The organism is Rhizobium sp. LjRoot254 (assembly GCF_964254105.1).
Taxonomy (GTDB): Bacteria; Pseudomonadota; Alphaproteobacteria; order Rhizobiales; family Rhizobiaceae; genus Rhizobium_E.
In genome coordinates, this window is the sequence record NZ_CAXUSM020000001.1 from 3,038,803 (window position 1) to 3,052,538 (window position 13,736).

The 13,736-nt window shown below is 60.2% G+C and carries 12 protein-coding genes and 1 tRNA gene; 10 read left to right on the forward strand and 3 right to left on the reverse strand.

The features are described 5' to 3' along the window. Nucleotides 1-27: 27 nt before the first annotated feature. Complete coding sequence (locus tag ACSQ26_RS15025; protein ID WP_436010110.1) at nt 28-909, reverse strand: hypothetical protein; 882 nt, start codon at nt 907-909, stop codon at nt 28-30. Nucleotides 910-1,101: 192 nt separating this feature from the next. On the opposite strand from ACSQ26_RS15025, the gene ACSQ26_RS15030 reads away from it, so the two are divergent. The 6 genes from ACSQ26_RS15030 to ACSQ26_RS15055 are packed head-to-tail and all read left to right on the forward strand — an operon-like array spanning nt 1,102 to nt 7,278. Further along, nucleotides 1,102-2,949: a beta-1,6-N-acetylglucosaminyltransferase gene (locus ACSQ26_RS15030; protein ID WP_436010112.1), complete on the forward strand. Its 1,848-nt coding sequence runs from the start codon at nt 1,102-1,104 to the stop codon at nt 2,947-2,949. Beyond that, on the forward strand, nt 2,946-3,941 hold the full coding sequence (locus ACSQ26_RS15035) for a glycosyltransferase family 2 protein (RefSeq protein WP_436010114.1): 996 nt from the start codon (nt 2,946-2,948) through the stop codon (nt 3,939-3,941). Before ACSQ26_RS15030 ends, ACSQ26_RS15035 begins: the two co-directional genes overlap by 4 nt. 14 nt (nt 3,942-3,955) lie before the next feature. Then, on the forward strand, nt 3,956-4,927 hold the full coding sequence (locus ACSQ26_RS15040; RefSeq protein WP_436010116.1) for a hypothetical protein: 972 nt from the start codon (nt 3,956-3,958) through the stop codon (nt 4,925-4,927). Between the two features lie 52 nt (nt 4,928-4,979). Further along, nucleotides 4,980-5,819, forward strand: coding sequence for a sulfotransferase (locus tag ACSQ26_RS15045; RefSeq protein ID WP_436010118.1), 840 nt, complete (start codon nt 4,980-4,982; stop codon nt 5,817-5,819). Between the two features lie 41 nt (nt 5,820-5,860). Then, complete coding sequence (locus tag ACSQ26_RS15050; RefSeq protein ID WP_436010120.1) at nt 5,861-6,580, forward strand: sulfotransferase family 2 domain-containing protein; 720 nt, start codon at nt 5,861-5,863, stop codon at nt 6,578-6,580. Next, complete coding sequence (locus ACSQ26_RS15055) at nt 6,577-7,278, forward strand: hypothetical protein (protein ID WP_436010122.1); 702 nt, start codon at nt 6,577-6,579, stop codon at nt 7,276-7,278. Before ACSQ26_RS15050 ends, ACSQ26_RS15055 begins: the two co-directional genes overlap by 4 nt. A gap of 3 nt (nt 7,279-7,281) precedes the next feature. Here the strand turns inward: ACSQ26_RS15055 and ACSQ26_RS15060 are convergent, their stop codons facing one another. Together ACSQ26_RS15060 and ACSQ26_RS15065 are read right to left on the reverse strand one after the other, a co-directional pair. Further along, nucleotides 7,282-8,142 carry a hypothetical protein gene (locus ACSQ26_RS15060; RefSeq protein WP_436010124.1) on the reverse strand — a complete coding sequence of 287 codons (861 nt, stop codon included), beginning with the start codon at nt 8,140-8,142 and terminating at the stop codon, nt 7,282-7,284. A 93-nt stretch (nt 8,143-8,235) separates the two neighbouring features. Beyond that, a complete protein-coding gene (locus ACSQ26_RS15065; RefSeq protein ID WP_436010126.1) occupies nt 8,236-9,681 on the reverse strand; it encodes a hypothetical protein in 1,446 nt (481 codons plus the stop codon). 354 nt (nt 9,682-10,035) lie between these two features. Between ACSQ26_RS15065 and ACSQ26_RS15070 the strand changes: the two genes are divergently transcribed. From ACSQ26_RS15070 to ACSQ26_RS15085, 4 genes are all read left to right on the forward strand, one after another. Further along, on the forward strand, nt 10,036-11,874 hold the full coding sequence (locus tag ACSQ26_RS15070; protein ID WP_436010128.1) for a hypothetical protein: 1,839 nt from the start codon (nt 10,036-10,038) through the stop codon (nt 11,872-11,874). Nucleotides 11,875-11,890: 16 nt separating this feature from the next. Continuing rightward, a complete protein-coding gene (locus ACSQ26_RS15075) occupies nt 11,891-12,733 on the forward strand; it encodes an ABC transporter permease (protein WP_436010130.1) in 843 nt (280 codons plus the stop codon). After that, nucleotides 12,730-13,401, forward strand: a complete 672-nt coding sequence (locus ACSQ26_RS15080) for an ATP-binding cassette domain-containing protein (RefSeq protein WP_436010132.1) — start codon at nt 12,730-12,732, stop codon at nt 13,399-13,401. Before ACSQ26_RS15075 ends, ACSQ26_RS15080 begins: the two co-directional genes overlap by 4 nt. A 168-nt stretch (nt 13,402-13,569) precedes the next feature. Further along, nucleotides 13,570-13,646 (forward strand) — tRNA-Pro (locus ACSQ26_RS15085). The last annotated feature ends 90 nt before the right edge of the window (nt 13,647-13,736 follow it).

A 13,736-nucleotide genomic window follows, 5' to 3' on the forward strand; every position in this document is an offset into this window, starting at 1 on the left:
ATCGTTGCGCTGGTTCGAGCGCGGATGTCAGCCGTGAAAATCCACGCCCAGCGCCCGGATCTTCTCGATGTCCTCGCGATACTTCTGCTCATAGGCCGAAATGAGCGCCGGGTCGCCGATTTCGAGCCGGGGATTGGGCTCGTCGAACTCGAAGGTGCGGATAACGGCGCTCAGCCGCTTGAGCTCGGGCCGCGACAGATGGTCCTCGAGCTGATTGATGACATTGAGGCCCTTGATCGTCAGCGACGGCAGGATTTCGCGCTTGAGTTCCCTGTCGGGCACGGTGAAATCGGTGCCGGGGGCGAGAAGCCGGAAGACCCGCGCCGGGTCCTCGGAGAACCAGTCATAGGTCCAGACGGTGAGATTCTTGGGGCCGCAGACATTAGTGATATCACCGACGATGTCGGCCCACCCCCTGCCCTCCGGCGGGAATTTCTCCAGGTATTTCTCGAAGGGCGGCGCCTTGCCTTTCGAGGCCATCTGCAGCCAGGACGAAGTGAGGTAATCCGGATAGCGGCGGATGCAGAGGAAGTAGTGCGCGTCGCGGGCGCCGAACAGGCTTTTCAGGATCTTCACCCGCATGCCGGCCCAGGGGTAGAGCGCGCCGCGCCAGTAGTTGGCGGAGATCAGGCCGAGCAGGTTTTCGTCCGAGAGGAGAAAGGTCTCGCCCGTTTTGTTCTTGCCGATGATGCGTTCCAGACGGCGCCTGAGAATAGGCCGGGTGAGGAAGCGCCAGACCGGATCGAAATAGCTCAGCCTGTCGAACAGGTTGGTGAAGCGCTTGCGCACGACCCATATGCCGGCCACGCCATAGCCCTTGCCCGAAAGCTCCGCCCGGTTGTTGGCGAGTTGGCTCTGGATAAAGGTCGTGGCGGTCTTGTGAACGCCCAGATGGACGAGAATCTTCATGCGGCAGGATATTCCGGGTGGCTTATGGTTCGGCGATCTATAGCTGGTGGTCGTGGGATAGGAAAGGCTCTCGGCCACGAGGGTTGGGAAAGTAGAAAACCGAGCGCCATATTGCTTTTGAGCGCGTCCATGGATAAACGCTTCAGCCCAAGACAATCAGCGATATCGGTAGCGGAGACCTGCTTTTCCTTAATGGCGAAAATCACGTTCATCATACTGGCACATGAGAATGCCGACCACGTCGCCGACCTGGCAAGCCTGCTCACCGAATGGGATCCGCATGCGAATGCGGTGATCCATTACGACCTCAATTCGCCCGCCAAGCAGTTCGAGCGCCTCAAGGAGCGGACGGCAAGCTCGTCGCGCATCCATCTGGTCAAGGAACGGATCAAGTGCGGCTGGGGCAATTTCAGCCTGGTCGATTCGGTTATCCGCGCGCTCAAGGTGGTTCGCCGCGAGAAGATCGATTGCGACCGGGTGATGCTGATATCGGGCGCCTGCATGCCGATCCGGCCGCTTGCGGAGTTCTCGCAGTTCCTCGATTCGCATCCGCAGACGGAATTCATCGAGGCCTACGATTCGAACTGGATGATCGGCGGGTTGCGCAAGGAACGCTATCAATACTGGCATTTCTTCAACCACCAGACCCATCAAAAGCTGTTCAACTGGCATTTCCAGCTGCAGCGCATATTCTGGCCGAAGCGCCGTTTTCCCCGCGCACTCGAGCCGCGCTTCGGGTCGCAATGGTGGTGCCTGAGCTGGAAGCTGTGCGAGAAGATACTGGATTATATCCAGAAGCATCCGATGGTGTATTTTTTCTTCTCGACGACCTGGATTCCGGATGAGATGTTCTTCCAGACCATGGCGTTCAAGTTCACCCATAACGACAATCTGGCGCGGCGGAACCTGACTTTCTTCCACTTCAACGACTGGGGCAAGCCGATCGTCCTGATGGACGACCATATGGGCCTGATCAGGGACCTGCCTTTCTTCTTCGCCCGCAAGGTGAGTTCGTCGGCGAAAAAGCTTCGGGCGCACCTGATCGAGACCGCGAAGCGGCCGGCGCCGGAGAAGCCGCTGAAGATCGATTTCTCGACGCGGTTCAAATTCCCCTACAAGGAGATGATCGCGGCACTTCCCAAAGCCTCGCCGCTGACGCCGGCGCTGTTCCAGCATCGTAATCTGGGGCTGTGGTCGGACGTGCTGGAGAATTGCCCGCAGAGCTTCACCGTGCTCTACGGCCCGCCGCAACTGACGCGCCGGGCCGCCGATGCACTGCGTAACGTGCCCGGGCTGACGGTGCTCGGACGCGTGCTGCATCCGGACCGGCTGGATTTTGGCCCCGGCGTGACGAGCTTCCGCGGGCTGCACAGCGACGACAACCTGATCCGCGACTTCGATCTGCCGGCCTATTTCGGCCGCATCCTGTCGCGGGTCGACGATATGGCGGTGATCGAACTCGCGCCCGGCGACAGCCCACAGGGCGAGATGGCGCTGATGCTGAGCCGCAACGCGGTGGTGCTGCCTGTCATGCCCGAACACGACAACGACGTGATGCGCCAGCTCTACTGGACGCTCTGCGTCGGCGGCGGGTTGAAGGCTGCGAGGACCGCGTCGCCCATCGACAGCTTCCGCTCGATGCAGAGGGCGATGGACGCAAAGATCCCCGCCGACTACCGGCTCCGCACCGAGACATATCTCAAGACCGCCAACATGACCGCCGAGACCTCGGTCAACGACTGGCAGGCGGCGCTCAAGTTCCGGCATGGCGAGGCCGTGACGCCGGTGACGGAAAACCTCGACAAGATGGAGCAGGCTATCAACGCGGCCGATATCGATGAACTGATTGGCGACCTTCCGGACGACTGGAAGACGTCGGTCTCGATGCTCAGCGCATTGCATGCCCACTGGCGGCTCCTGAAGCTGAACTTCCCGGTGGCGCTCCCGGAACTCTTCACCTTGGGGCTGGAACTGCAGTCGAATGCGCGCCACATCGGAAACGCCGATCTGACCGAGGAGTCGAGAGGTGCGGGCAATTGAACCAGGTTTACTCCATGGTCGTGAACCAGGTGTCGCATCATTTCAGGATGCGACGCTTCGGCAAGCAGCTCAAGCTGAAGGTCGACAACACCAAGGCCATCAAGAAGAGCGACGTGCTGCTCTTCATGTGCCTGCGCAACGAACTGTTCCGGCTGCCCTATTTCGTCGATTACTACCGCAAGCTCGGCGTCAACCACTTCCTCATCGTCGACAACAATTCCAATGACGGTTTCATGGATTGGGCGCGGCAGCAGCCCGATATTTCCGTGTGGCACACCAAGGCGGGCTACAAGGCGGCGAATTTCGGCATGGAATGGTGCAATTTCCTGCTGAGGAAATACGGCACCGGCCATCTCTGCGTCACCGTCGATCCCGACGAGTTCCTCGTCTATCCCTGCATGGAGACACGCAACCTCAGGGAACTCGGGGAATATATGAAGATGGAAAAGCGCGAGGCCTTCCATGTCGTGATGCTGGATGCCTATAGCGACAAGCCGCTTGCCGAGACCATCTACCGCGAGGGCGACAATCCGTTCGACGTGGCGCCCTTCTTCGACAAGGACGGCTATATACAGGTCTCGACGCATGCCATGCCGACATTCACCCGTGGCGGTCCGCGCATGCGGGTGCACAACCGCCACGATCCGCTGAAATCACCGGCGCTCAACAAGATCCCCGTCGTCTGGTGGCAGTGGAATTTCCGCTATGTGAGTTCCATGCACGACATCAAGCCGATGAGGTTGATGCGGGTGCAGGACCGGTTCAACCCGACGCCGACCGGCGCGCTGTTCCATTTCAAGTTCTTCGCCAGCCTGAAGGACAAGGCGGCCGAGGAGATGCAGCGCAAGGAACATTATTACGGCGGCACCGAATATGAGCGCTACGCCAAGGAGAATCGCGAGAATCTCTACGAAGAAGGCGTCAGCATCCGCTATGAATCGACCGAGCAACTGATCCGGCTCGGCCTGATGTGCCGCGCCAACTGGCTCTAGAACGGAACGGTACGATGTTCTGGAAGACCAAGCGCGCGAAGACCGGCACCAGGCTGACGCTACATATCGGCATTCACCGCACGGGAACGACCGGATTGCAGCGCGGCCTGGCAGGCAATCGCGACCGGCTTTCAAAACTCGGCAAGTGCTATCCGTTCAAGGGCACCAATCATCAGGATATCGCGTGGGGCCTTCATCGCGGCAAAATGACGGGCAAGGATCTGGTCAAGAAGCTGGAGCCCTTTTCGGATGCGGGGCACATCATCCTATCGGGCGAGGATTTCTGCATCCACCAGAATCTCGATTGGCTTACTCCGTTGAAGGACATCTACGACATCGATGCGATCGTCTATCTCCGGCGGCAGGACCACTGGCTGATGAGCTGGTATAACCAGCACATCAAGTGGCCGTTCTCGCGCAAGCATTCCGTGATGACGCCAAGGGAGTTTCTCGGTTGCCTCGACGAGTTCTATTGGCTCGATTTCGAGCGCATGCTGGGCCTCTGGGAAAAGGCGCTCGGCCGCGAGAAGGTGACGGTGCGGATCATCGAGAAAGGTCAGGTCGAGGACGCGATCGGCGACTTCCTGGCCGAGGTCGGGATCGACGCCAAGGCTCTGACATTCGATGCCTCGGCGCAGAACGACAGCCTGCCCACCGAGACGCTGGAATATGTGCGCCGCGCCGGAATGTACGACATTCCCAATCCGGAGCGCGTGGCGATCATCGGCTTCCTGCAGGAGGTCGCAAAATCGGCGGATTGCAAAGCCAGGACGCTCTATACGGCAGCCGAACGGCAAGGCGTGCTCGATCGCTTCGAGGCACCCAACCGGGCGGCAGCGCGGCAATGGTTCGGCCGCGACGCGCTCTTTCTCGAAGGGCCTCCCGACGACAGAGACCTCTATGTCGAGGGCTCGCTGGCGGCCAGGGGCAGTTTCGACGACCTGATGCGGATCGCGATTAATGCCTTGTCTGGAGAACACAAGTGAGGAATAAGCTGCGCCACTGACAGGGCGCGTTGCTTGGATTGAGGAAGACGATATGACATTGCCGGGTTTCATTGGCATCGGAACGCACAAGGCGGGCACGACATGGCTGCATCAAATGCTCGCCCAGAATCCGTCCATCTGGCTGCCGCCGATCAAGGAAATACACTTCTTCGATAAACTGGACGCATCGCCGGAGCAGAAACACCAGCGCAACAAGCATTTCGAGCAGGCCGCGGAGCGCCTCGAGCGTTCCAAGCGGCAAAGGGGATCTGCGGGCGACAATATGGAGAAGGCTGCCTTTCTCCGGAGTCTTATCGGCGATCACATGTTGTCAGACGACTGGTACAGATCGATCTTCGCCTATCCCGATGCTGCCGGCAAGGTGGCCGGCGAGATCACGCCCGCCTATCTCGACCATGCCACGGATGCCCTGCCGAAGATCAACGAGATGCTGCCGGCAACCAAGTTCGTGTTGATCGTCCGGGAGCCTCTGTCGCGCAGCCTGTCTCAGGTCAGAATGGCCATCGGGCGGATGGGGAAGACACCGGAAACCAAGCGGGACTGGGAGTTCTTCATCAACAGGCTCAAGGGCAATATCCGGGGCACTTACATGACCGCGATTCCGATCTGGCGGTCATATTTCGGCCCCGACCGGCTGCTGATCCTGCCGTTCGGCAGAGTCAAGCACGATCCAGCGGGGCTGTTGCGCGACGTCGACGACTTCATCGGCGCCGAGCGCTTCGCCTACGACGCCATGACGGAGCAGGTTCACAAGACCAAGGATGTCGAGATACCGCAATGGGTGAAGGACGAAGTGGAGAAGATGGTCAAGCCACAGAAAGACTATCTCATCGAGGCGTTCGGCCAGGGATTCTACGATGCGACGCGTTAGGCACCTGATGCTTGAAAACATGCAGACATACGGGCAGATCGATGAAAACGGATAGATTCGGATTGCTTCATATCGGCAAGACCGGTGGCACAGCCGTCAATGCCGTTCTCCGGGCCGCCAAAGAGCGCAAGATCGTCAGGCGGATCGGCCTCTATGGCCATCAGACGGGCCTGCAGGATATCGTCGATCTGGACAAGACCCGCAATGTGGTATTCTTCATCCGCGAGCCGGTGTCGCGCTATATCTCGGCCTTCAACAGCAGGCTCCGCAGGGGATATCCGCGGCATGGCAATGTCTGGACGGATCGAGAAGAGATCGCCTTCGAACATTTCAAGACGCCGAACCAGCTCGCCGAAGCCCTGAGCGCCGGGGATGCCGAACTTCGCCGGCACGCGGAGGATGCCATGACTGCCATCAAGCACCTCAGGCGCGACTACCGGCATTATCTCGGATCCGTCGAACTGCTCGAACAGGAGCGGGACAGGATTTATTTCATCGGCGCGACGGAGAGCTTTGAAAGCGATTTCGGCCTGCTGCGCCAATTGCTCGGCGTGCCCGATGACCTGGAACTACCGACCGACGACTATGGTGCGCACAGGACGCCGGATGGTTTCGAGAAGACGGTTTCCGAGCTTGGGCGCAGAAACATCGAGAATTATTGCGCCGACGACTACAACATCTACAGATGGTGCGCCAAGCGCCGCGAGGAACTGCTCCCGCTGCGCCAAGCCGAAGCGGCCGAAAAGGCATCCGCGAAATGATTTTCCTCTATCCCGCCCGGCTCGTCATCCTGAGCCAGCCGAAGACCGGCACGACGGCACTCGATCACGCGCTCTCGCCCCGGGCATCGATCGCGGTCAACAATCCGCCTTCGCTGAAGCACATGCCCTACCACAAGTTCATGGCCTACGTGGCGCCGTGGCTGCAGGCCCAGACCGGTCTCGAACGCTCGGAATACGAGGTCGTGTCGGTTATGCGCGAACCGATCGACTGGCTTGGAAGCTGGTATCGCTACCGGACGCGTGAAAAGCTCAAGGAAGCAAGCAACAAGAAGCGGCGTGGAAACTACACCGGTAACGTCACCTTCGACGCGTTCGTACAGGAGGTACTGAAGCCGAAAGGCGAGCGCGCAACCTATGCCGGCCTCGGTAGCCCGTATGGCGTGGCGCTCAAGACCGATGGCGGCATCGGTTGCGACCACATTTTTCCCTACGAGGATCTCTCGGGTCTGTACGAGATGATCGAGGAACGCAGCAAGCGGCCTGTCGATCTGAAGCTGATGAATGTCTCGCCTGAAGGTGACATGACACTAACGGACGAAACGCGCGAGCGGCTGAAGACGGCGTGGCAATTCGCCTTCGACCTGCATGGAAGCTTGACGCGAGACGGCAAGATCGAACCGCGTTTCCGAGCCGCGGGCGATGCGGATACCGGCGAAGATTCCGTGGTTACCGACTGACCATTACGGCCGGTTGCCGATGAAGGTGACGGCCGGATATTTCGCGGCGATCGCGGCGAGGTCGGCTTTGTACCGCGCCTTGAGGCTCGCCTTCGCCTCCGCGTCCATGGGATCGAAGGCCGGGTACTGGTCGCCCTTCGGCAGATTGCGCGCAATCGGATTGATCAGCTTCCTTACCTCGTTATGCTTGAGCGCGCCGCTGAGCACTTCGATCGCCCTGATGGCGACTTCGGAAAAGGATTCCCGCACCGGGCCGACCGGATTTTCGAAGATATCCGGATCGAAGCCGAGCATGGACTGGAAGACCTGTTTTTCAAGGTTGCGGAAATCGGCGAAATCCCAGAGCGTGAGCTTGGCCCCGGGCACCGCCGCGTGGATATCGTCGATCACCGACAGCCAGCTGAAATTGGACGCCTCGAAGATCGCCCGGTACTCGGCGAAGGGCAGGTATTTCTGATGCCGGATATACTCGCTGTACATGGAGACCGCGAACCCCGCATATTCCCTGAGCGACAGGAAGATTTCCGGCGTGGCCGTGTGGAACAGCTCGGCCGTACGGGCAAGGCGCTCCCGCGCCCTGATATAGTATTTGTGCTCACGCGGAAGATCGCCGGGTACGCCCATGATGTTCTCCTCGGAGACGAGGATCGTCATGCCCCTGGCCGTGCCGCGCAGCGTCTGCACGAATTCGTTCTCGCGCGTCACGCCCTCGTTGAGGAGTATCGTGAAATTCTTGCGGAAGACATCGAGCGGATCGTAATGGATGCCGCGCCGGGCCAGGAGGTCGACATTCAGTGCGAGCTTCTTCTGCATGTAGGAGGTGGCGGTCTTGTGGGCACCGATATGCAAAAGAATTCGCGGCATTGAACGACCTGTCATAAGCCCGATGGGCAGAAAATCCGGCACTCCGATTAATACGCGGGCGGCGCAATGGCAAGCCGGGCGAGTCGGCAGACCTCAATAACCGGTGAACCACCGCTTCAGCCGCACCAATAGCGGCGACTTCTTCTTGCGCGCCGGCCGGTTTCCTCGCGCCTGCATATCCCCGAAACTCGCATAGAGCGGGTCACCAATAGGTACCGGTGCGGGTATCGCACCGCTCGACAAAGCCGGCAGGCCACCGGGAAGGGCAAGCTCAGGCCACCACGTGAAAACGGGTTTGCCGGACGGCGCCTGAACAGTGCGAGGCTTGCCCACCACCGCATCCGACCGATCCGGCAGCAGCAGGAAGCCGATCTCACCCTCGCCTGCCGATGGCGCCAGCGCGCGCAACAGGCGCAGCCCGTCGGGCAGAGCGGCAGCAAAGGCTGCGGCATCGCCGGAGATACCCGGCGTTGCGACCACGAGACGCGTTCCGGCCGCGGACATTGCCGGAATGAAGCGCAGGCCGGCCTTGAAGGATCCCACCTTGATCAGCTCATAGCCCCCGGAGAGCGGCAGGAGTTGGCGCAGCAGGTCGAGATCGGCGCCATTGCGGTAGAGCACGCTCCAGCGTCCCTGCCCCGAAGCGAGATCGGCCAGCGGCAACGGCTGGCCGCCGGTCCGGTCGAACTGCCTCATGACGCGCTTCAGGAGCCTGAAATTGCGGCCCGGACGGAAATAGCCCTTCTCCTGGCGACGCGGATGCCAGAGATGCACGAGATGGATGCCGCGCGGCAGCAGATCGAGGCCATAAAGTGCAAAGAACGGCCGGAAACCCCAGTAATGCCTGACGCCGTTGTCCTTGTAATCGTTGAAATAATCGCGGGGGCGCGGCGCTTTCGGCGCGATCGTGGCGAGCCGGTGCAGCAGGTCGTAATCCTCCGCGCCATGGCCTGAGAAGCGCGGATCATGGCCGCCGAGCGACAGATAGTGATGGCGATTGACCACCATGGCCGAGCTGCCATAGGCGACGGACTGGATCTCCGACTTGGCGGCTTCAAGCGAATCGACATCGAGCGATCCGGCGAAGGGCCTCGCATCGTTGGGTGCGTCGAGCCACGCTCGTGTGCCTTCCTCGGTGAGGAAAAGCACCGGCACGCAGAAGAAATCGAAGATATTCCGGGACAGCTCCCGTCGCGCCGCTTCGGCGTGGATCGCGCGATACATATCCGGCGTGCCGAGAAAATCGATATCGTTGAAGATGATGACCGGCGACTGGCTCATCTGCACGCCGAAATCCCGCGCCTGGCCGATGGAGAACAGCTTATGCGGCGACGGATGTGTGACGATCCTGATGCCTTTGGCGGACAGCGCGTCGATCGCGCCGCGATGTTCGGGCGGCGTGCCGTAGTCGGAGATGACGATATCGAACAGGTCGCGTGGCACGTTGGCGCATATGCGCCCGAGCCGCGTCTCGGCCTCATAGGTGGCGCCGGTCAGCCGCAATGGAATGATGAGTGCGATTTTATCCGTGTTTTCCATGCGGCAATGCTGTAAATGGTGGCGCGAAAAGCGCCCAACGATCCTCTACACGAAATCGCGCATCAGGTAAGCCGGATAATGCTTGAGGCAGTTACTGGCTGCTTCCAGGGAGCGACAGGCTGCTTCCAGGGAGCGACAGGCTGCTCCCCTCGGAGCGACAGGCTGCTCCGGTGGTAACGAAGTGACCGTTTCTGAAATGAAAATCATATTGTTGGCACAATGGAAATATAATAGATTGGCAGCCGGCAGAGGGGCGCAAATCACTCTACGCCGTTTATTTCTTGCGCCGGGCCCAAGAAAACAATCTTAGCGTGGCGGGTCGCGGACGGCTGGCCGTTTTGATGGAATTTCACATTGGACGCTCCTTTCTCTCCGATACGACGCCCGGGCGACGACGCCTCGAACAATGAATCCGTGCGCCGCGATCCGCCGCTCAACAGCGGGGAGACGCCTGCAGCGGTTCAGCGCGACGGAAATGTCAATCAAGCCCAGCCGCGCGCCGTTTTCAATGAGCCACGGCCGGTTCTCGTCGAGCCACGTCCGGTGGTTTCGGAGCCACGGCCGATCATTCCGGAAGCGCGCCCGGTTGTGCCGGAACCGCGCTCCAGTTTCGATCCCCGCGCCACCTTCAACGATCAGCGTGCTGCCGCATATGAACCGCGTATGGCGGTACCTGAGCAGCGTGCGGCGGCGCATGAACCACGCGTGACAGTTCAGGAGCCGCGCCCTCAGCAGGCCCAGGCAACCATAGCCGTGCCGCCGCTGGAAGGTGCGGAAGAAGCAGCACTCCGCGACATCGGCGAGGATTCCGCCGTTCGTGCGCGACAGGCAAAGCCCGAGGACAAGGCGGGCAAGAGGGAACGCCCCGCCAACAAGGAGCGTCCTGCAGGCAAGACCGACAAGCAGGACCGCCGCGCCAGCAGGATGTTGCGCCGCGAGGCCAAGGGCAAGGCCGTATCGCTGCCGGCGACCACCACCGGCCGCGCGCTGGACAACGAGTTCGAAAAACCCGTCCGCAAGCGTGATCAGCAACCGAAGACCAAGACCAAGCCGCCGCGGCAATGGACCATGCCGTGGACGGCTTTGTCCTTCATCATCATGGTGCTCATCCCGGCTGGGTTGACGACCTTCTATTATCTTTTCGTCGCGAGCCCGCAGTATCAGGTCGAGACCCAGTTCTCGGTTCGCGGAGCAAGCCAGTCCTCGATCGCCACGCTCGGTCTGCCGATGCTCGGTGGCGGCGCGGCGCAGTCGGGCGATTCCTATATCGTCGCGAGTTACGTCGAATCGCTGCAGCTCATCCGTGACGTGCAACAGGAACTCGGCATCGACCTGAGGCAGTTCTACACCCGCGACCACATCGACTGGCTCTACCGGGTCGATCCGGCCATGCCGCTCGAGAAATTCACCGAATACTGGCGCGACATGACCGATGTCAGCTTCAACGCGACGACCGGCAATACGACGCTCTATATCTATGCCTTCACCGCCGAGGATTCCAAGGCGATTGCCGATGCGGTGCTCAAAGTGTCGGAAAGACTGGTCAACGAACTCTCGGAAGCCAACCGCCAGCAGGTCATGCAGGTCGCCTCGAAGCAGGTGGACCGCTCCGAGGAACGGCTGAGGAAAGTGCAGGGCGAGGTACGCAAGCTGCGTGAAACCGAGAAGGTGCTGACTCCCGAGTCGGTAGGTAGCCAGTTGAACCAGCAGATCACGTCAGTTCAATCTCAGCTCACTTCGAACAAGACACGGTTCAACGCACTGCTCAAGGAGGTCGACAAGAGCGCTCCCCAGGCGCGCGCGATGAAGCGGACGATCGATTCGCTTGAAGCCCAACTCACGGAATTGCAAAGTCAGCTCGACGCCACGACTTCGACGTCGAGCGATCCTTCCAAGCCGGGCGATCCAGTCAAGCAGAATGTCGCCGAGGTACTCAACAAGTTCGAGGAACTCACTGTAGAACAGGGATTTGCGACGCAGGCCTATACGACAGCACTCGCCGCATTCGAAACCTCGATCGCTGAAGCACAGAGGCAGGAGCGGTATTTCGCGACCTTCGTCTCGCCGACGCGCCCCGAGATTGCGCTCTATCCCCTGCGCTGGCTGGATAGTTTCATCGCTTTCCTGGTGCTGCTTGCGGTGTGGCTGGTGAGCCAGTTCCTCTACCGGTCGTTCCGTGACCATGCGATCTGATCGTTAGAGCCGAGCAATGTCCCAGGCGATCACGATAAGCGAGGGCGAAACCATTTGGCGCGGGGCCGTGATGAACGGCCGCGTGGTGGTCGCGCTCATCTTCCGGGAGGCGGCACTTCGCTTCGGTGCCGGGCCTATCGCCTATGTGTGGACGATGGTCGAGCCGACGCTGATGGTCGGCCTCATGCTGGTCATGCGCATCTATGTGAAGAACGTTTCCGCCGCTTTCGGCGAGAGTTCGACGCTGTTCCTGCTCACCGGGCTGATCGCCTTCCGCATTACTCGCAATACGATCAACAAGGCCGGCAAGGCCATTCAGAATAACCAGAGCCTGTTCGGCTTCGGCGCCGTCAAGCCGCCCGATGTGGTGATCGCCCGGACGGTCGTGGAGTTCACCATCTGGATGATCGTGCTCACCATATTTTTCGTGGGCTGCGGGCGGCTGTTGCAGATAACGATGATCACGAAGTTCCAGGACTTCATCCTGGCGCTCGCCACGATGTTCTATTTCTGCCTCGCCATGAGCTTGTTCAATGCCACGTTCGGCGCGCTGATCCCGATCTGGCGGACGATCTGGAAGATCGCGACACTGCCGCTGCTGTTTGCATCCGGCGTGCTCTATGTGCCCTCCTCCATGCCGCCCGAGATCCAGGCCATCATCTGGTGGAATCCGTTCCTGCACTGCATCGAGGCGCTGAGGTCATCCTCCTATCTCGATTACCTCTCGCTCTACGATCCCGTTTATCTCCTCAGCTTCACCACCGCTGTGATGATTCTCTCGCTCGCGGTCGAACGGCTGTTCCGCAAGGAGATCATCCGCTCGCGCGGCGACGACGACGACGACGAGGACCTCCTTTGATCCACTTCGACAATGTCGGAAAAGCCTACAAATCCCGCAAGGACAGGGGCGAGGTCGTCTGGCCGATCCGGAATTTCAGCGCCACGATCGTCAATGGCGAGAGCACCGCGATCCTCGTACCCGAGGGCGGCGGCAAGACCACGCTGATCGATCTCGTGGCGGGAAGCGAATTGCTGACCGAGGGCAGCATCACGCGCGGCGGACACATCTCCTGGCCGGCAAGCTATCGCGGCGTCATCAGCGCCAAGATGACAGGCAAACAGAACCTGCGCTTCCTCACCGATTGCTACGGCCAGAATTTCGCCGCGGCCTACGAGTTCCTCCAGGAGTTTTCCGAACTTGGCCGCTATGTCGACCTGCCGGTGCGGCAATATTCAAATGAGCAGCGCCACCGGCTGGCGCTCACCTCGCTGCTTGCGATGAATTTCGAATTCATCCTGATCGACGATACCTTCGAGACCGGCGACGGCAGCTTCCGGCGAAGGATTGCCGAATACGTCAAGGACAATAGCGACAGCATCACCTTTTTCATGGCGACCGGCAATACGCGGCTGGTCGAACGCTACTGCCAGCGCGCCGGCATACTCAGCGAAGGAACGGTCACGTTTTATCCCTCCGTCGCCGAAGCGATCGAGGCATTCGGAAAGATCAACGACGCCGAATATTGACAAACCGGCGGCGGCCGAATTTTGCCGGAACCGGTGAAAATCCGGGCTCAAAAGCATCTTTTATGAAGGAAAATCAGAACATTCGGCCTCGGCTCGGGCAGCGCATTTTCTGTCGAAAAACGCTTGCGGAAACCAGGGACCTGGTCTATAGAACCCCCGCTTGGTCATCGGAGTGTAGCGCAGCCTGGTAGCGCACCTCGTTCGGGACGAGGGGGTCGGATGTTCGAATCATCTCACTCCGACCAAGCCGGATCACCCGAGATTTCCACTGGTTTGGGTGAATGCAAAATGGGCCTTCCGGGGCCCATTTTTGTTTTCCGGAGACAGAAGCGAGT

Coding starts and splice junctions, on each gene's coding strand:
- ACSQ26_RS15025 (WP_436010110.1), bottom strand. CDS start 909: ATGAAGATTCTCGTCCATCTGGGCGTTCACAAGACCGCCACGACCTTT.
- ACSQ26_RS15030 (WP_436010112.1), top strand. CDS start 1,102: ATGGCGAAAATCACGTTCATCATACTGGCACATGAGAATGCCGACCAC.
- ACSQ26_RS15040 (WP_436010116.1), top strand. CDS start 3,956: ATGTTCTGGAAGACCAAGCGCGCGAAGACCGGCACCAGGCTGACGCTA.
- ACSQ26_RS15045 (WP_436010118.1), top strand. CDS start 4,980: ATGACATTGCCGGGTTTCATTGGCATCGGAACGCACAAGGCGGGCACG.
- ACSQ26_RS15050 (WP_436010120.1), top strand. CDS start 5,861: ATGAAAACGGATAGATTCGGATTGCTTCATATCGGCAAGACCGGTGGC.
- ACSQ26_RS15055 (WP_436010122.1), top strand. CDS start 6,577: ATGATTTTCCTCTATCCCGCCCGGCTCGTCATCCTGAGCCAGCCGAAG.
- ACSQ26_RS15060 (WP_436010124.1), bottom strand. CDS start 8,142: ATGCCGCGAATTCTTTTGCATATCGGTGCCCACAAGACCGCCACCTCC.
- ACSQ26_RS15065 (WP_436010126.1), bottom strand. CDS start 9,681: ATGGAAAACACGGATAAAATCGCACTCATCATTCCATTGCGGCTGACC.
- ACSQ26_RS15075 (WP_436010130.1), top strand. CDS start 11,891: ATGTCCCAGGCGATCACGATAAGCGAGGGCGAAACCATTTGGCGCGGG.